The sequence below is a fragment of the Candidatus Accumulibacter cognatus genome, assembly GCF_000584975.1.
Taxonomy (GTDB): Bacteria; Pseudomonadota; Gammaproteobacteria; order Burkholderiales; family Rhodocyclaceae; genus Accumulibacter; species Accumulibacter cognatus.
This window is the reverse complement of the sequence record NZ_JDST02000041.1, coordinates 48497-66215: the sequence shown is the minus strand read 5'-3', so window position 1 is coordinate 66215 and position 17719 is coordinate 48497. Positions and strand designations below refer to the sequence as shown.

The window sequence follows — 17719 nt, the reverse complement described above, 5'->3', positions numbered from 1 at the left end:
AATGAGGAAATCACCTAAGGCTCTTCAGAATCGACTCAACAACCATGGCTCTTTTCTTCACTGGCTGAGAAATAGCCTCCTCTAACAAGCATACTGTCTTCAAGTGCATCCAGTTGGCAATGCTGACCTTGGAAACAGAATGTCATGACTGAGAAGGCCGTCGGTTTCGGGGCATCCCTTGGAGGTCCTTGTTGAGTGCAACGTGGACCGCCTTCTTTGGGTCCTTGCCATAATTCGACATCAGGTTGTAGTCGATTTCGTAGGTCCTCGCTGGCAATAAACCGAACTCATGCTTTTCGAGCAGTTCGATCAAGCGATCCCCGTCGATCAATTCGATGGGTTTGCAACCCGGACGGCGGGCAGCGTCCCGAGCATTGTCAGTAAAGTAGCCGGTGGTAAAAAAGATTCCTTTCTCGGCATCCCCAACAGCACCTTGAAAACTCTGCACTTCACGTGAAGAGACCGGACCGGAGTAACGTTTGCATTGAAAGGCAATCTTGGCTGTGACGATTGGTCCCAGGGGAAGGTATCCTTCGCCATCGATGCCTTTGTCACCAGTAACGCCAGTTACTCTTACTCTTTCAAGCCCAAGATGCTTCAGGAGATCGGCACAAAACCTCTCGAACGATTCGGGGGAGAGTGCCTGCCGTTGTACGAGTAACTCTTCACCGTATCCGTTCGGCGGACTTGTTACAAAGGGCTGATCTTCGACAGCTTCTGGCGGAGGTTCTTGCGCTTGTGCCCGCTTCTCGGCATGAATGGCGACCCATTTTCTGGCTATTTCGCGCGCTTGATCGTAGGTGAGGTGGAGTTTCTGGCTGGACGATGTGAGCATCCAGATTCCGTGTTTGGGTGACGACAGCAACCCTTCCCAAACAAGATATTGACGAGCCCAAGCGACCTGATTCGGGAACCGTAAACTGCCACTTCCGAGCTTGGCGAATCGCTTTTCATCTGGAACATGCGCAAGCCTGGCGACCGAGTCGCAAACCTCTCTTGGTGTGGCCGATCCGTTCAATTCCCGCAATGCGTCGAGTATGTATGGCATCCACTGTACGAATTCCGCTTGTCTTTTATCTGTTGGTTGGCTCATGATGTTGTTCAACTCTGCTGTGGAAAGCCGGCTTTGCACCCTGATTCCGCCTCAGGGTGCAGCCAATACTTCATTGAAATTCGGCCCGCAAGCGGGAGAGAGTTTCAGCGCCGGGAAGTAGCGGCACCGTTCCACTCTCTATCTCTCCCTGGCGTCTTTCAACTTCTTCCGCCCAAGCGTTTTCAACGTTTGGTTCAACGTCAAGACTGGCGATGAGTTTCTCCACCAGGCGAGCTCGTTGGACAGCAGGCAGGCCGAGTACTTCGGCCTCAAGTTCTTCAACGGTGGCGGACATGCCTTTCTCCCGATCAAGTAGTCATATGGTCACAGGGTGCCATAAAGGTAACGCGTACAGGCAACTTGCCCATGCGGAGGGGGGTCACTCGCCTTCGTCGAGCGCCATCAGCCCGGCGTTGCCGCCGGCGGCGGTGGTATCGACACTGAGCGTGCGCTCGCTGGCAAAGCGATAGAGATAATGCGGGCCGCCGGCCTTCGGACCGGTGCCCGAGAGTCCCTCGCCGCCGAAGGGCTGGACGCCGACGACGGCGCCGATGATGTTGCGGTTCACATAGGTGTTGCCGACGTGCAGGCGGTCGGTGATGCGCTTGATGGTTTCGTCGATGCGGCTGTGGATGCCCAGCGTCAGTCCGTAGCCGGTATTGGCGATGGCCGCGCAGACCTGGTCGAGGTCTTCGGCACGCCAGCGCACGACGTGCAGGATCGGCCCGAAGACTTCCCGTTCGAGGCGGGCGATGCTGTCGATCTCGTAGGCACGCGGTGCGAAGAAGGTGCCGTGCCGGGTGGCTTCCTCGTCGAGTGGGCAGGTGAAAATCGGCGTCGCAAAGCTGTCGAGCCAGCGTGCGTGTGCCACCAGGAGCGCACGCGCCGCTTCATCGATCACCGGGCCGACATCGGTCGCGATGTCGGCCGGGTTGCCGATGCACAATTCCTGCATGGCGCCGGCGAGCAATTCGCAGACACGGTCGGCGATGTCGGCCTGGATATACAGGACGCGCAGCGCTGAGCAGCGCTGCCCGGCCGAGTTGAAAGCCGAGGCGACGACGTCGCGGACGATCTGTTCGGGCAATGCCGACGAATCGGCGATCAGCGTGTTCTGACCACCGGTTTCGGCGATCAGCGGCACCAGCGGGCCGTCCTTGCCGGCCAGCGTCTGGGCGATCAGGCGCGCGACCTCGGTCGAACCGGTAAAAGCGACGCCGGCACATGCGCGATCGGCAACCAGAGCGGCGCCGATGCGTCCGTCACCGGGCAGGAAGTTGAGCGCGCCGGCCGGGATGCCGGCGGTGTGCAGCAGTTCGACGGCCAGTGCGGCGACCAGCGGTGTCTGCTCGGCCGGTTTGGCGACGACGGTGTTGCCGGCGGCCAGCGCCGCGGCGATCTGGCCGACGAAAATCGCCAGTGGGAAATTCCACGGGCTGATGCAGACAAAGACGCCGCGGCCGTGCAAGGAGAGGCTGTTCTGCTCGCCAGTCGGGCCGGGCAGCGGGATCGGCCCGGAAAACTTCTCGCGGGCCTGTGCCGCGTAGTAGCGGCAGAAGTCGATCGCTTCACGCACTTCCGAGACGGCGTCGGCCTGCGTGCGGCCGCCTTCGCGAACGATCAGGGCGACCAGTTCCGGCAGGCGTCCCTGCAGCAGATCGGCGGCGCGGTCGAGGAGCGACGCGCGCACGCTGGCGGGCGTCCCTTCCCAGGCCGGAAAAGCCGCCTGCGCGACAGCCAAGGCTTCACCGACGTCGGCGACGCTGGCCTCGATCACGCGCCCGACGCCGTCGCGCTGGTCGGCCGGCGAATGCACGACCTGGCTGTCGCCGCCGCGCTGCCGGCCAGCGATCAGCGGCGCGGCGGTGTAGCTGACGCGCAGGCTCTGTTCGATGCTGTTGCGCAGGTCTTCGAGAGTGGGTTTGTCGTTCATGTCCAGTCCTTCACTATTGATGCGTTCAGCGCCGAAGAGGTCGCGCGGCAAGGGAATGCGTGGCTGGCGCTTGATGGCCAGGGCGGCGGTCCTGTCAACGGGGTCGCTGAGCAGCGCGTCGATCGGCAGGCTGGCGTCGGCGATGCGGTTCACGAAGGACGAGTTGGCACCATTCTCGAGCAGGCGGCGCACCAAGTATGCCAGCAGGTCCTCGTGGCTGCCGACCGGGGCATAGACGCGGCAGGCGCGCCCCAGCTTGTCCTCACCGACGATCTGGTCGTAGAGTTCTTCGCCCATGCCGTGCAGGCGCTGGTATTCCCATTCGTCGCTGCCGCCGGCGCTGATCGCAATCTCGGCGACGGCCGCCAGGGTGTGTGCATTGTGCGTGGCGAAGGCCGGGTAGAAGGCCTCCGGGTGGTCGAACAGACGTCGGGCACAGGCCAGATACGAGAGGTCGCTCGACGCCTTGCGGGTGAATACCGGGTAATCGCGCAAGCCACGCTCCTGCGCGAGCTTGATCTCGGCATCCCAGTAAGCACCCTTGCACAGGCGGACCATCAGACGCCGGTCGGCGCGGTGGGCGAGGTCGGTGAGCCAGTCGATGAGCGGCAGCGCACGCTTCTGGTAGGCCTGGACGGCCAGCCCGAGGCCGTTCCAGCCGGCCAGTTCGGCGTCGGTGGCGAGTGCCTCGATCAGGTCGAGCGACATTTCCAGACGATCGACTTCTTCGGCGTCGATCGTAAAGCCGATATTGCGCGCCTTGGCATGGAGCGCGAGTTCCTTGACGACCGGCCACAATTCGTGGCGAACGCGACCCTCGTTGGCGACTTCGTAACGCGGATGCAGCGCCGAGAGCTTGATCGAGATCGACGGCGCTTCGTATGCCGGGCGGCCGGCAGCGGCGTCGCCAATCGCCCGGATCGCCGCGCGGTAGGACTCGAAGTAACGCAGCGCGTCGGCGCTGCTGCGCGCCGATTCGCCGAGCATGTCGTAGGAGTGGCGGTAGCCGGCCTTTTCGGCGCTGCGGGCGCGCTCCAGCGCTTCATGGATGTTGCGGCCCATCACGAACTGCTTTCCGAGAATGCGCATGGCAGTGATCACCGCCTGCCGGATCACCGGCTCGCCGGTGCGCGCGACGAGTCGCTTGAGGGTGCCACGCAGGTTGCGGTCCTCGTTGTCGAGATTGACGATGCGGCCGGTGAGCATCAGCGCCCAGGTGCCGGCATTGACGAAAGTGCTGTGCGAGGTGCCGAGCCGCTTTTCCCATTCGGTACTGCCGATCTTGTCGCGAATCAGGCGATCGACGGTGGCCGCATCGGGGATGCGCAGCAGCGCTTCGGCGAGGCACATCAGCACCACGCCTTCGCGCGACGAGAGGTCGTAGGTGGTCAGAAAGGCATCGATGCCTCCACTTTTGAGGCGGCTGTCGCGCACCGTCTGCACCAGTGGCGTTGCGCGTTCGCGAATGCCCTGTTGTTCGGAAGGCGTGAAGCGCGCCAGAGGGATCAGTTGCTCGATGACCTGGGCTTCATCGATTCGGTGATATTCGCGCAGACGCTGGCGTAGTAGGTGGGTAGTGGCGCGCATGCTGCCTTCCAGTCGGTTCGGCGTCGACACCAGGTGTCGCGCGGGGTTGTCGAAACGTCCGCCGATGGGGGCGGACGCTTGCCTGTGGCCTGCCGGTGCGGCAGGATTACTTCTTCACATAGTCGTACTTGCCATCCTTCCACTGGTAGACGACAAAGGCTGGCGCCGAACTGTTTCCCTTGGCGTCGAACGACAGCTTGCCGATGACGGTGTCGAAGCTGCCGTTGCGCAGCGTTTTCTCGATGTCGGCGTACTTGGTGCTCTTGGCCTTGGTTGCGGCTTGGTCGAAGAGCTGGAAAGCAGCGTAGGCGTAGAGGACGTAACCTTCCGGTTCGATCTTGGCGTCGTGGAACTTCTTGACCACGGCGGCGGCGCTCGGGTTCTTGCGCGCATCCGGACCGAAGGTAAACAGCACGTTGTTGGCCTCGGGGCCGGCGGCGGTCGCGAGTTCGGTATTGGACATGGTGTCACCGCCCATCACCGTCAGTTTCAGGCCAGCCTGTTGCGCCTGCCGCAGAATCAGCGCCACTTCGGTGTGATAACCGCCGTAGGACATGACTTCGACGCCGGCGGATTTGAGCTTGCTGACCAGCCCGGAATAGTCCTTTTCACCGGCGGTGATCGATTCGCGCAAGGCCGGCTTGACGCCCTTGGCTTCCATCGCCTTGGCGACTTCGTCGGCGAGGCCCTTGCCGTAGGCACTCTTGTCGTCAACCACGGCGATCTTCTTGCCCTTGAACTTCTCGGCGAGGTAGGCCCCGGCCACCTGGCCCTGCTGGTCGTCACGGCCGGCAATGGCGAAAATGTTCTTGAGGCCGCGGTCGGTGACCTTGGGGTTGGTCGACACGGTCACTACCGGGATGTTGGCCTCGACGTACACTTCGGACGCCGGGATCGTCGATGACGAGCACCAGTGGCCGTGCATGAAGATGATCTTCTTGTTCACCATCTGGTTGGCGACGGCGACGGCCTGTTTCGGATCACAGGCGTCGTCGCCGATTTCCAGCTTCAGTTTCTCACCAACGACGCCGCCCTTGGCGTTGATGTCGGTGATCGCCATCTCGGCGCCCTTCCGGATCTGGTCACCCGCCGAGGCGTACTGACCGGTCATCGGTCCGGCGATGGCCACCAGGTGATCGGCGTAGACATTGCTGACCGCGAGGGAGAGCAGGCTGCAGCCGGCCGCCAGGATCTGTTTGTTCATTGGTTTCCTCCTTTGCTACGTTGGTCGATAAGGTAACTGACAAGTGACGCACCCGCGTCGAGCACATGCGCCCGAGTGAGTTCTGCCGCCGCGTCGGGATCCCGGCGGACGAACGCGTCGAGGATTTCGGCGTGTTCGCGCAGGGTGTTGGGCATTCCAGTGGTCATCGACAAGAGCGCGCGCACGTAACGTTCGACCTTGTTGTATAGCGAACGGATTTCGGCGACCAGGATTGGTCGTCCGGCGGCCGTGTAGAGTGTCGAATGGAACAACCAGTTCAGTTCGCCCCAGCGATCGGCGTTGCCGGCCTGCTCGAATTCGTCGAGATGTCGACGTGCCTGTTCGATCGCCTGATCGCTGATCAGCGGCGCCGAGAGGCGCGCCGCGCGTGCTTCGAGCATCGCCCGGATTTCCATGTACTCTTCGATCTCGGCCGCCGACAGCGAGGCAACGACGGCGCCGCGGTTGCGCAGGAAGGTCACCAGGCCTTTGGCTTCGAGGTGCTTGAGTGCTTCGCGAACAGGGATCTTGCTGACGTGGAAATGCGCCGCGATTTCATCTTGCCGGAGCAACTCGCCGGCTGGCAGCAGGCCGTCGACAATGGCTTTCTTAAGCGTTTGCGCGACGTGATCCGACGCGCTGAGGCGGGGCATCTTCTGGGCGGCGACAAGCTCAAGAACCGATGGCATGGGTGGCGAAGTGAACTCCAGATATCGTATACGATATAAACTTCCGGCCGCGAACATACAGACTCTTCTGGCTTCTGGCAAGCTGCAATGCACCAATCGGCCGATCTGTCGAGCTCCGGCCGGTTGGCCGAGGAATCGCCAGGCGGCCAGGCGATTTCACTTGGAACGATCATGAGAGCATGGTAGCCTGCAAATTCCTTTTCCTGGAGTAGAAGATGATGACCATTGGATCTGGTTTCCGTCAATTGCGGTTTTTCGCGTCTGCTGCGTGCCTGGCCATGACGATGACTGCTGCCGGTGTCGGTGCAGTCGAGGTGCCGCTGGTCGATGGCACACACTGGATCAAGTCCTCCGAAGAAGTCAAGAAGGCTTATCTCGTCGGGTTGGCCAACATGGTGCAGGTCGAGGCAGCGTATAACGCCGACAATCCGCCGGCCGTCGAGAATGGTTTTTCGCCACGCGTCGCCAGAGGGATGAAGGACCAGACGCTGGGCAGTGTGCTGGAAGCGCTCGACCAATGGTACGCGGCGCATCCCGATCGCTTGCTGCGCCCGGTGGTCGAAACGATCTGGTTCGAAATGGTGGTGCCCGCACTACCGAAAACCAAGTAAGGGAGAAAGAGATGAAAAAAACTGGATGGACTCTGGCCCTTGCGATGGCACTGGCGGCAACGGGTTGCACCAACATGAGCGCGCGCGAGCAGGGAACGATCAGTGGTGCAGCCATCGGTGCGGCCGCGGGAGCCGGTATTGCGGCAATCTCGGGCGGCAGCGGCTGGACCGGCGCGGCGATTGGTGGGGTGATCGGCGGCACGGTCGGCAATATCAAGGGTAAGCAGCAGCAGGGTTACTGAGGCAGCGCCCGGCAAGCTGTGCCGGACCGTGGGCGGCACACATCGTTGGGCGGAGCCGTCAACGGCTACCGGGTGATCGCCGTATTGCGGCCCGAAAACTGGTCGGTCAGGCGTAATGCAGCATCACTGAACTGGCCGAGTGGTTTTTCTGTACAGTAGCGATTCACGTACTGCTCGACCGTGCCGCTGGAGATGGCCGATACCTGCTGGTTCTGGTTGGCGTAGTTGTGGCCGGTGAGAACGCCGCGCACCCAGGCGACATAGAGCGCGCGTTGTTCGGCATCGTCCTTTGATGCCGACCAGGTCCGGCACGACATGTCGTCGAAGCCGACGATCTTGAGCGGCACGGCAGCATTGGCCGCCGATAGAGCGGCCAACAGTACAGCGCTGGTCTGTACCCGTTTCAATCGCGACATTTGCTTGCTCCTCGCCGGGTGATCATCTCAAAGCCGTCATTTTCGTCGGTATCAGCAGGCTAGTCCATGCCCATGACCGCCACGTGCGTGCCGCTGCCGTCGGGTCATTCGACCTGGGCGGGGAAACCTGTATCCAGGGGGTGAAGGTATCGGCAGCACCGGTCGACAGCGCCGGGCGCGCGGGTACAATGGCGGGCTTGAACTCACGGGCCAGGAACCATGACCGGACATCTCTTGATTGTCACAGCGCCGTCCGGCGCTGGCAAGACGACACTGGTGCGGTTGTTGCTGGAGAACGATCCGGACCTCAGCGTGTCAATTTCTCACAGCACGCGTGCACCCCGACCAGGTGAGCGGGATGGTGTCGAGTACCATTTCGTCAGTGTGCCGGATTTTCTTGAGAAGGTTCGCAATGATGCTTTCCTCGAATGGGCAGAGGTCCATGGCAACTACTATGGCACCTCGAGAAGCGGCATCGAAGCTGCCTTGCTTGCCGGTCAGGACGTGCTCCTCGAGATCGACTGGCAAGGCGCACAGCAGGTGCGGGCATTGTTCCCGGCCGCAATCGGCGTGTTCGTCCTGCCCCCGTCGCTTGACGAACTTGAACGCCGGTTATGCGCGCGCGCCACGGATAGCGCTGAAACGATCGCTCGCCGCGTTGCTGCGGCTCGCGAAGAGATGCGACATGTGGCTGAATTCGACTATGTTATTATCAATGACGAATTGCAGCGTGCGCTGCATGACCTGTTGGCAGTGGTCCGCGCGACCCGGCTTCGTTACGCTGCGCAGCGTCAGCGACATTCCATCCTTTTCGCAACAATGCTCTGATTACCCTGGGAGATTTGTATGGCACGAGTAACCGTAGACGACTGTTTGCAGCGTATTTCAAACCGCTTTCAGATGACTCTGGCGGCCACCTATCGTGCCCGTCAGATCACGGCCGGCGCGTCACCTCTGATCGACGCCGGTCGGGACAAGCCGACGGTGATCGCGCTACGTGAAATTGCCGTCGGCAAGGTCGGCCTGGAAGTCCTCAACCGCGGTCAGGCCTGACCTCAATCCAGCAGTGGCGCAGGACGAGATCATGGATCCCGTGATTGCCGCCAGCTTGTCCGCTGAATCGCCGGCGGCTGGCATGACCCCTGATTTACCTCTTCCCGAGGACGATCCGGCTTTCCAGGTCTTCATCGATAGCCTGAGCTATCTTCCCCCGGAAGAGATCGAGCGCGTGCGCGAGGCGTATCTGTTCAGCGAGAAGGCGCATCGTGGGCAGAAGCGCTTGTCGGGCGAGCCCTACATCACACATCCCCTGGCCGTGGCCGGTGCCATCGCCGAATGGCAAATGGATGTCGAGGGCGTGGTGGCGGCGCTCTTGCATGACGTGATGGAGGATACGTCGGTTGGCAAGAGCGAAATTGCCGATCGTTTCGGTAAACCCGTCGCTGATCTCGTCGATGGCCTGTCAAAGCTCGACAAGATCGAGTTTCAGTCTCAGGAAGAAGCGCAGGCGGAGAATTTTCGCAAAATGCTGATGGCCATGGCGCGCGATCTGCGTGTGGTACTGATCAAGCTCGCCGATCGCCATCACAATCTGCAGACGATGGCTGCGGTGCGTGCCGATAAACGCCGCCGCATCGCTCGCGAGACGCTCGAAATTTATGCGCCGATTGCCAACCGGCTTGGCCTCGACAAGCTTTTTCGCGAGTTGCAGGATCTCTCTTTCGAGCTCATCTATCCGATGCGTGCGCGTGTGCTGGCGCGCGCGCTCAAGGCGGCGCGCGGTAACCGGCGTGAGCTGTTGTCGCGGATTCTCGAAGGCATCACCGGCAAGCTGCGTGAAGCCGGCGTGCAGGCGCAGGTCTTTGGTCGCGAGAAGAGCCTGTATTCGATCTATCGCAAGATGATCGACAAGCACTTGTCATTTTCGCAGGTGCTCGATGTCTATGGTTTCCGTGTGCTGGTACAGGATGTGCCGACCGCCTACCTTGCCCTCGGTGCGCTGCACGGATTGTTCAAGCCGGTTCCCGGGAAGTTCAAGGACTACATCGCGATTCCCAAGCCCAACGGCTACCAGTCATTGCACACTACTCTGATCGGGCCGCACGGCACCCCGTTCGAACTGCAGATTCGTACCGAAGCGATGGAGAACGTGGCGCAGGAGGGCATTGCTTCGCACTGGCTGTACAAGGACAGCGAGGACTTTGGTGCCGATCTGCAACAGAAGACGACCACCTGGTTTCACTCGTTGCTCGACCTGCAAAGCGCGACCGGCGATTCTTCGGAGTTCTTCGAGCATGTCAAGGTCGATCTGTTTCCCCATGAAATCTACGTGTTCACGCCCAAAGGCAAGATCATCGCCTTGCCACGTGGGGCTACGGCGGTTGACCTGGCATACGCGATACACACCGATATCGGCAATCATTGTGTCGCCGCCCAGATCAATTTCAAGCCGCTGCCGCTGATGACCGAGTTGACCAACGGCGACCGCGTCGAGATCGTCACCGCTGCCGATGCTCATCCGGATATGGCCTGGCTGACGACCGTCAAGACCGGCAGGGCGCGCAGCAAGATCCGACATTACCTGAAGAGCGTCCACCATGACGAGTCGACGGCGCTCGGCGAGAAGATGCTCGACCAGGAGTTGCGGGCGTTGGGCGTAGTCGCCTCCGAACTGCCGGTTTCGAGTTGGAAGAACGTGCTGCGCGATTCCGGAAACAAATTGATCAAGGAGGTTTACACCGACATCGGACTGGGTTTTCGCCTTGCCGGGGTCGTTGCTCGTCGCCTACTAGCGCGCGAGGAAACACCACAGCCGGCTGAACGGGCGCCCGTTTCGCTGGTGATTCGCGGTACCGAAGGCATGGCTGTTCAGTTCGCGCCCTGCTGCCAACCGATCCCCGGCGACCCGATCATCGGCTCGATCTGGAAGGGCAAGGGTCTGGTGATCCATACGCATGATTGCCCCGCCATTCGCAAGGCGCGTACCGCCAAACCGATGAAATGGATCGACGTCGAGTGGGAGCCGGAGCCCGGCAAACTGTTCAGCGTGCGCCTGCTGATCGTGGTGCAGAATACGCTTGGCGCACTGGGGCGGATCGCCACCGAGATTTCGACCTCCGGCATCAACATCGAACATGTGAACATGGAAGAGAAGCGACCCGGACTGTACACGACGCTGCGTTTTACGGTGCAGGTAGCCAGTCGCACTTCTCTGGCGCGTCTGATGCGCAGTCTGCGGCGCATTCCCGAGGTGGTGCGCATCACCCGTGATCAGGGGTTGACTGCTTGAAGGTTATCGTCCTGGGTGCAGGTGTCGTGGGGGTCACCAGCGCCTGGTATCTGGCCAAGGCAGGACATCAGGTGACAGTACTTGATCGTCAGACTGCCGCCGGATTGGAAACCAGCTTCGCCAACGGTGGCCAGATTTCGGTTTCGCACGCCGAACCATGGTCGAACCCGCGCGCGCCGTTACGTGCGCTGGCCTGGATGCGGCGCGAGGATGCGCCGCTGCTCTTTCGTCCGCGCTGGGATGCCACGCTGCTTGACTGGAGCCTGCGTTTTCTGCGCGAATGCACGGCGCGGCGAACGCGTGACAACATTCGCCAGATTGTCACCCTGGCGCTTTACAGTCGTCGTCAGTTGCAGGCACTGCGCGCTGAAACCATGCTGGCCTACGATCATCTCGAACGCGGCATCCTGCACATCTACACCGACCGCCGCGAGTACGCAACTGCCATGGAAGCTGCCGCGGTGATGCGTGAGTTTGGCTGTGAGCGACGCACTGTGAATGTCGACGAGTGCATCGCCATCGAGCCGGCGTTGGCGTCGGTGAGGCAGCGGCTGGTCGGCGGCGACTTCACGGCCGCCGATGAATCCGGCGATGCCCACCGCTTCACACAACAGCTTGCGGCCCTTTGTACGGCACGCGGCGTCGTTTTTCGTTACGGCGTTACGGTCGATCGTTTGAGTATGGTGGCCGGCCGAGTGGCTGGCGTAATCGCTGCCGGCGAGTTGCACCAGGCCGATGCCTATGTCGCTGCGCTCGGTAGCTATACCCCTTTGTTGCTGCGTCTCATCGGCCTGCGTCTGCCGGTGTACCCGGCGAAGGGCTATTCGGCCACCTTTCCCCTGTCCGCGGATAGCATCGCACCGAGTGTCAGCCTCACCGACGACGGTTACAAGATCGTTTTTTCGCGTCTCGGTCAACGCTTGCGCATTGCCGGTACGGCTGAATTCAATGGCTATAATACCGACCTCAATGCGGTGCGCTGCCGGGCCCTGATCGAGCGGGCCAGCGAGCTTTTTCCGGCTTTGCGACCGGCCGATGAACCTCGGTTCTGGTGTGGTCTGCGTCCGGCGACGCCTTCCAACGTGCCGCTGATCGGCCGCTCGACGATTCCCAATCTGTATCTCAATACCGGCCACGGTACGCTCGGCTGGACGATGGCTTGCGGCTCCGGCGCCGCACTGGCGGATATCATCAGCGGCCGTCCGCCTGAGCCAGGCTTTCGGTTCCTCTGATTCACCCTGGCTGACGCCTGGCAATGCTGATTGACACCCATTGCCATCTCGCAGCGGCTGAATTCGCGGCTGACCGGGACATGCTGGTAGAGATGGCGCGGCTGGCCGGGGTGTCGTCCATCGTCGTGCCGGCGGTCGATGTGACGAGCTTTGCCAAGGTGCACGACTGCTGCGCCCGTTACGCCGGGTGTGCCCCGGCTTACGGCATTCACCCGCTTTATGTACAGCATGCTGGCCCTGATGATCTGGCGACCTTGCGCGACTGGCTGGCGCGCGCTTCTGAAGGGCCGCAGCGGCCGCTGGCGCTAGGTGAGATCGGCCTCGACTTCTTCGTTGCCGATCGGCAGGACGAGCGGCAGGAGTCATTCTTCGTCGAACAACTGAGAATCGCCCGCGACCTGGAGTTGCCGGTGCTCCTGCATGTCCGCAGGGCGGTCGATCAGGTACTCAAGAATCTGCGCCGGATCAGGGTGACCGGCGGCATCGCGCACGCCTTCAATGGCAGCCGACAACAGGCGGAAGAATTCATCAGACTGGGCTTCAAACTGGGCTTTGGTGGTGCTTTGACCTACCCTGGCTCGACGCGCATCCGCCGGTTGGCCGCTACGCTGCCATTGGATGCGATCGTGCTCGAAACCGACGCACCGGACATGCCACCAGCCTGGTTGGCTGGTCGCCGCAACACGCCCGAACAGTTGTCGCGGATCAACGCAATGTTGGCGGAGTTGCGCGGCATCGACGCGAGCGAACTGGCCAAGGTAACGGCGTTCAACGCACTGGAAGTGCTGCCTCGGTTGCGCTCGGCTGACTGATCGGGTAGGGTACGGCCTGAGGGCTTTGGGTTGCGTACCTTCCGTGCGGGTGGGCGGCGGGTCACCGAATCAGTGGAACATGACGAAAGAATTTTCTGCCAGGGCAGGATCAATGCAGACACTTTGTCCAGGCTGACCGATCTTGAACAGGCATGTTCCGAACATAGACGTTCGTACTTTCTCTAACCATATGAAAAATAACTTCGATGCACCCGTTTCCACCTGTGTGGCGGTCAAGAAGGTTCTGCCTGCCATTCCTCAGTACTTGCAGGCCCACTATTGGTGGGCGTATGTTCATCCGCGTGCAGTGCATGTCTTCGAGCGGCAATGGCTGGTCAATCTGATTCTCTGGGGTAACTACAAGCGTCTCTGCAATGCGGTGCTGCATGATTACGGTCACCAGCTCCCGGGCCGAACCTTGCAGATCGCCTGTGCCTACGGCGATCTGACGCCGCGACTGGCGGCCTGCGTGGCACCGGGAGGGGCGCTGGAAATTGCCGACATTCTGCCGATCCAGCTGGAGAATCTCGCCGGCAAGCTGGGCCCGCAGGCGCCAATCAAGTTGCATTGCATGGATTCGGCGGCGCTCGGTTTTTCCGACGCGAGCTTTGACCGGGCCCTGCTGTTTTTCCTGCTGCACGAACAGCCGCAGGCCGTGCGCGAAAGAACGCTGGCCGAGGCGCTGCGGGTCGTCCGTCCCGGCGGGACACTGACCATCGTAGACTATGCGCCGCCGAGCCGCTTCAATCCGTTGCGCTACTTCTGGAAGCCGGTTCTAGACCGGCTGGAGCCCTTTGCCCGCGATCTTTTCAGTGAGGAAGTCATGGCCTGGTTGCCAAAAGATGGGGGCTTCGTTACGCTCGGCAAGCAACGCTTCTTTGGTGGCATGTATCAGATGTTAACGCTCAAGGTAGTGGAAACAACTAAGGATCAACCAGCCGGTGAGTAGCTGATCAGTGGGTCCTGCCGGACCTTTTTCGGTGGGGCTTTGGGGGATGTGAATCGTCGCCAGCAATGCTGGGCGCGAGAAAGGAAAAAGCGTGGAGATATACAAGGCGGACGTGGTGATCGTCGGGGGTGGCGGGGCAGGTCTGCGGGCAGCGATTGCCGTCGCGGAGTCCGATCCCGCACTGAGGATCGCGCTGGTCTCGAAGGTCTATCCGATGCGTAGTCACACTGTCGCCGCCGAGGGCGGTTCGGCGGGGGTGAAGTTGTCCACCGATAGCCTCGAGTATCACTTTAACGATACGGTGGGTGGGGGCGACTGGTTGTGCGAGCAGGATGTGGTCGAGTATTTCGTGGCACACTGTGCCGAGGAACTGACCCAGCTCGAGCACTGGGGATGCCCATGGAGTCGTACCCCGGACGGGCATGTCAACGTGCGGGCTTTCGGCGGCATGAAGATCGAGCGGACCTGGTTTGCCGCCGACAAAACCGGTTTCCACATGTTGCACACCCTCTTTCAGACATCGATCAAGTATCCGTCGATCAAGCGCTTCGACGAACATTTTTGCGTTGATCTGGTGGTTGAGGATGGCCGTGTGCAGGGGGTCGTCGCGATCGAGATCGGTTCGGGAGAGTTCACTCTGGTCGAAGCTCGCTCGGTCGTGATCGCCACTGGCGGTGCTGGCCGCGTGTTCCGCGAGAACACCAACGGCGGTGTCGTCACCGGCGATGGCATGGCGCTCGCCTATCGCCACGGCGTGCCGCTGCGCGACATGGAATTTGTCCAGTATCATCCTACCTGCATGCCGGGGACCGGTCTGCTATTTACCGAAGCGTGTCGGGGCGAGGGAGGCTTCCTGGTGAACAAGGATGGCTATCGCTACCTGCAGGACTATGGTCTTGGCCCGGCCGAGCCTTCGCCGCGCAACAAGGCAATGGAACTCGGGCCACGTGATCGTCTCAGTCAGGCCTTCTGGTACGAGCAGCAAAAGGGTCGCACCATCGAGGGCCCACACGGTTCGGTCGTGCATCTGGACCTGCGCCATCTCGGCGAAGCCAAGCTGCGCGAGCGATTGCCGCAGATCTACGAACTGGCCGAGCAGTTTCTTGGCGTCGATCCTGCGCGGGCTCCGATCCCGGTGCGGCCGGCGGTACATTACACGATGGGCGGAATCCTTGTTGACGGTCTCTGCGCGTCGCCGCTGCCCGGTCTCTATGCGGCCGGCGAATGTTCCAGCGTCGGCATTCATGGTGCCAACCGGCTGGGATCGAATTCCCTCTCCGAGCTCTGCGTGTTTGGCAAGGTGGCGGGCGTCGAAGCCGCTCGCTTTGCAAGATCGGTGGTGCCCGGCAATTCGGCCAAGCTGCAGAAGCAGGCACAGGCCGTCGAGCAACGGGTTCTTGGCCTGAAGCTGAAAACCGGCGGCAACGAACGCATTGCTGTCTTGCGCAAGGAAATGGCCCAGACCATGGAGGAGGGTTGCGGCATCTATCGCCTGGCAGAAACCATGCAAAAGACCTGCGACAAACTCGACGAGCTAAAGGCGCGCTTCAGGAACGTCAATGTCGAGGACAAGTCGAGCGTTTGGAATACCGAGTGGTTGCTGGCCATCGAACTCGAGTACCAGCTCGACGTTGCCCAGACGATGGCCTATTCGGCGCTGCATCGGCGCGAGTCGCGGGGGGCTCACCAGCGCCTCGACGGCTACGAGCAGCGCGACGATGTCAACTTCCTGAAGCACTCACAGGCGCACTATGTCGCTGACGGCGCTCCGCGCATCGATTACGGCCCTGTCAAGATTACCAAGTCGCAGCCTGGCACGCGCGCCTATGGCGCTGCCGGCGAGAAGGCGGAGCAGGAAAGGAAGGCTTCCCATGGCTGAAAAGACGATCGAAATCGAAGTTCTGCGCTATCATCCCGAGAAGGACAAAGAACCGCATCGGCAGGTGTTCGATGTCCCGTTTACCGACGATATGTCGGTTCTGCAAGGCGTGCAGTACATCAAGGACTACCTTGATGGTTCGCTGAGTTTTCGCTGGTCATGCCGGATGGCGATCTGTGGCAGCTGTGGCATGATGATCAACGGCGAACCGAGCCTGTCGTGCCAGACTTTCCTGCGCGACTTCTATCCGGCGCGGGTGCGTGTTGAAGCCCTGGCGCACTTCCCGATCGAGCGCGACCTGGTGATCAGCATGGACGGTTTCATCGAGAAACTGGAAAGCATTCAGCCCTACATCATTCCAAAGGAGCCACGCAAACTGGCCCAGGGCGAGTATCTGCAGACACCGGAACAACTGCATGCCTATGAGCAGTTCAGTTCGTGCATCAACTGTCTGCTATGCTACGCTGCTTGCCCGCAGTTCGGCCTCAACCCGAGCTTCATCGGGCCGGCAGCGACGGCTTTGCTGCATCGTTACAACGTCGATTCTCGCGATGGCGGCAAGGCCGAGCGTATGGAACTCATCAATTCCGAAGAAGGGGTATTCAATTGCACGGCGGTGGGTTACTGCTCCGAGGTTTGTCCCAAGCATGTCGACCCGGCCAATGCCGTCAACCAGAACAAGACCAACAGTGCAGCCGATTATTTCCTGCGTTTCATTACCCCGAAGGGAGGTGCCAAGTGAACAAGCGTCGTCCCTATGTGCGCTCGATGGATGGCTGGTGGCGGAGGAATCCGTACTTCGTCGAGTACATGATTCACGAGGGAACAGCCCTCTTCGTCGCTGCCTATGCCGGTATTCTGCTCAACGGGCTGCTGCACCTGTCGCAGGGTGAAGCCGCCTGGAATGCTTGGCTGGCGGCCCTGAAGAGCCCGTTTTACATCGGTTTTCACGTCCTTGCACTGATTGCGCTGACTTATCACACTTACACCTGGTTCAAGATCATGCCGCGGACGATGCCGCCAGTGGTAGTCGGAGGCCAACGGCTTTCAGCCTGCGCCATTACCGGCAGCGGGTTGGCGGTCGCTAGCGCTGCCTGTCTTGGTTTGCTTGCTCTGGTATGGGGGATGGCACGATGAAACCAACGCTGAAACGTTCTAACGCCCCAATCTTCTGGGCGCTGTTCGGTGCCGGCGGCATGCTCTCGGCGCTGCTGGGTCCGATGCTGGTATTCATCACTGGTCTTGCCGTGCCACTCGCCTGGCTGTTGCCGCCGGACACCATGAGCTACCCGCGCATGCTCGCTTTCGCCCAGAATATAATCGGTAAGGGCTTCATCTTTGCGATCATCGCGCTATTCCTCTGGCACGCCGCGCACCGGATCTATCACAGCCTGCACGATATCGGTATACACGCTGGTACCGGTGCCAAGCTGATCTGCTACGGGCTGGCGATGCTGGGAACCTTGCTCGCCGCCTTCGCGTTGCTGCGGATTGGCTTTTAATGTGAAAGTCGCGTCAGCGACGCACGAATCTCCCCTCCCCACTCGTGGGGGAGGGGGCGGGGGGTGAGAGGGGGAATTCGCAGAGCCTGCTCTGCGCCCCTCGAACGATTCCGGCGTGCAAGCCGGAATGCGCCCTGCAAGGGAGGGAAACGGTCATGACTTTCATGATCGTGAGTGCCTGGAAAAGTCATGACCATTAGTCCTGGCAGGGGGGGCTTGGTCGCTGGGGAGTCTTTTCGGTTTGGCGCCCTCCGGTAGCGTAACAAGCTCGATACCGCGCA

General features: G+C 61.1%; 18 protein-coding genes. 12 read left to right on the top strand and 6 right to left on the bottom strand.

All coding sequences use genetic code 11. The features are described 5' to 3' along the window. Positions 1 to 142 precede the first annotated feature (142 nt). The 5 genes from AW06_RS08650 to AW06_RS08630 all read right to left on the bottom strand — a co-directional run bounded on the left by AW06_RS08650 (position 143) and on the right by AW06_RS08630 (position 6506). The gene (locus AW06_RS08650; RefSeq protein ID WP_273704525.1) at positions 143 to 1093 is read right to left on the bottom strand and encodes a restriction endonuclease; all 951 of its coding nucleotides are present in this window, start codon (positions 1091 to 1093) and stop codon (positions 143 to 145) included. A gap of 70 nt (positions 1094 to 1163) precedes the next feature. Next, positions 1164 to 1388: an addiction module protein gene (locus tag AW06_RS08645; RefSeq protein ID WP_034948736.1), complete on the bottom strand. Its 225-nt coding sequence runs from the start codon at positions 1386 to 1388 to the stop codon at positions 1164 to 1166. 84 nt (positions 1389 to 1472) lie between these two features. Next, positions 1473 to 4613 carry a bifunctional proline dehydrogenase/L-glutamate gamma-semialdehyde dehydrogenase PutA gene (gene putA, locus AW06_RS08640; protein WP_034948733.1) on the bottom strand — a complete coding sequence of 1047 codons (3141 nt, stop codon included), beginning with the start codon at positions 4611 to 4613 and terminating at the stop codon, positions 1473 to 1475. 106 nt (positions 4614 to 4719) lie between these two features. Then, the gene (locus tag AW06_RS08635; protein WP_034948730.1) at positions 4720 to 5817 is read right to left on the bottom strand and encodes a branched-chain amino acid ABC transporter substrate-binding protein; all 1098 of its coding nucleotides are present in this window, start codon (positions 5815 to 5817) and stop codon (positions 4720 to 4722) included. Next, entirely contained in the window at positions 5814 to 6506 is a 693-nt protein-coding gene (locus tag AW06_RS08630; protein ID WP_034948727.1) for a GntR family transcriptional regulator, read from the bottom strand. Before AW06_RS08630 ends, AW06_RS08635 begins: the two co-directional genes overlap by 4 nt. Before the next feature lie 215 nt (positions 6507 to 6721). Between AW06_RS08630 and AW06_RS08625 the strand changes: the two genes are divergently transcribed. Together AW06_RS08625 and AW06_RS08620 are read left to right on the top strand one after the other, a co-directional pair. Beyond that, entirely contained in the window at positions 6722 to 7117 is a 396-nt protein-coding gene (locus tag AW06_RS08625; RefSeq protein ID WP_324547016.1) for a hypothetical protein, read from the top strand. An 11-nt stretch (positions 7118 to 7128) separates the two neighbouring features. Then, positions 7129 to 7359 carry a YMGG-like glycine zipper-containing protein gene (locus AW06_RS08620; protein ID WP_034948724.1) on the top strand — a complete coding sequence of 77 codons (231 nt, stop codon included), beginning with the start codon at positions 7129 to 7131 and terminating at the stop codon, positions 7357 to 7359. A 65-nt stretch (positions 7360 to 7424) separates the two neighbouring features. Here the strand turns inward: AW06_RS08620 and AW06_RS08615 are convergent, their stop codons facing one another. Further along, positions 7425 to 7775: a hypothetical protein gene (locus tag AW06_RS08615; protein WP_034948722.1), complete on the bottom strand. Its 351-nt coding sequence runs from the start codon at positions 7773 to 7775 to the stop codon at positions 7425 to 7427. Positions 7776 to 7994: 219 nt separating this feature from the next. Between AW06_RS08615 and gmk the strand changes: the two genes are divergently transcribed. The 10 genes from gmk to frdD all read left to right on the top strand — a co-directional run bounded on the left by gmk (position 7995) and on the right by frdD (position 17438). Next, the gene (gmk, locus tag AW06_RS08610; RefSeq protein WP_034948720.1) at positions 7995 to 8603 is read left to right on the top strand and encodes a guanylate kinase; all 609 of its coding nucleotides are present in this window, start codon (positions 7995 to 7997) and stop codon (positions 8601 to 8603) included. Positions 8604 to 8621: 18 nt separating this feature from the next. Continuing rightward, complete coding sequence (gene rpoZ / locus AW06_RS08605) at positions 8622 to 8828, top strand: DNA-directed RNA polymerase subunit omega (RefSeq protein WP_034948717.1); 207 nt, start codon at positions 8622 to 8624, stop codon at positions 8826 to 8828. A gap of 82 nt (positions 8829 to 8910) precedes the next feature. Further along, positions 8911 to 11064, top strand: coding sequence for a bifunctional (p)ppGpp synthetase/guanosine-3',5'-bis(diphosphate) 3'-pyrophosphohydrolase (locus AW06_RS08600; RefSeq protein ID WP_273704527.1), 2154 nt, complete (start codon positions 8911 to 8913; stop codon positions 11062 to 11064). Further along, complete coding sequence (locus AW06_RS08595; protein ID WP_034948714.1) at positions 11061 to 12296, top strand: D-amino acid dehydrogenase; 1236 nt, start codon at positions 11061 to 11063, stop codon at positions 12294 to 12296. The genes AW06_RS08600 and AW06_RS08595 overlap by 4 nt, the downstream gene beginning before the upstream one ends. Positions 12297 to 12319: 23 nt before the next feature. Continuing rightward, positions 12320 to 13108: a TatD family hydrolase gene (locus AW06_RS08590; RefSeq protein WP_034948712.1), complete on the top strand. Its 789-nt coding sequence runs from the start codon at positions 12320 to 12322 to the stop codon at positions 13106 to 13108. A gap of 190 nt (positions 13109 to 13298) precedes the next feature. Beyond that, on the top strand, positions 13299 to 14057 hold the full coding sequence (rquA, locus tag AW06_RS08585) for a rhodoquinone biosynthesis methyltransferase RquA (protein WP_046535247.1): 759 nt from the start codon (positions 13299 to 13301) through the stop codon (positions 14055 to 14057). Between the two features lie 91 nt (positions 14058 to 14148). After that, positions 14149 to 15936 (top strand): fumarate reductase (quinol) flavoprotein subunit, encoded by a 1788-nt coding sequence (gene frdA, locus AW06_RS08580; protein ID WP_034948709.1) that lies wholly within the window; start codon positions 14149 to 14151, stop codon positions 15934 to 15936. Then, a complete protein-coding gene (locus AW06_RS08575) occupies positions 15929 to 16678 on the top strand; it encodes a succinate dehydrogenase/fumarate reductase iron-sulfur subunit (RefSeq protein ID WP_034948706.1) in 750 nt (249 codons plus the stop codon). The genes frdA and AW06_RS08575 overlap by 8 nt, the downstream gene beginning before the upstream one ends. Then, positions 16675 to 17073 (top strand): fumarate reductase, encoded by a 399-nt coding sequence (locus tag AW06_RS08570; RefSeq protein ID WP_034948703.1) that lies wholly within the window; start codon positions 16675 to 16677, stop codon positions 17071 to 17073. The genes AW06_RS08575 and AW06_RS08570 overlap by 4 nt, the downstream gene beginning before the upstream one ends. Continuing rightward, positions 17070 to 17438, top strand: a complete 369-nt coding sequence (gene frdD / locus AW06_RS08565; protein ID WP_138678827.1) for a fumarate reductase subunit FrdD — start codon at positions 17070 to 17072, stop codon at positions 17436 to 17438. The genes AW06_RS08570 and frdD overlap by 4 nt, the downstream gene beginning before the upstream one ends. Positions 17439 to 17719 lie beyond the last annotated feature (281 nt).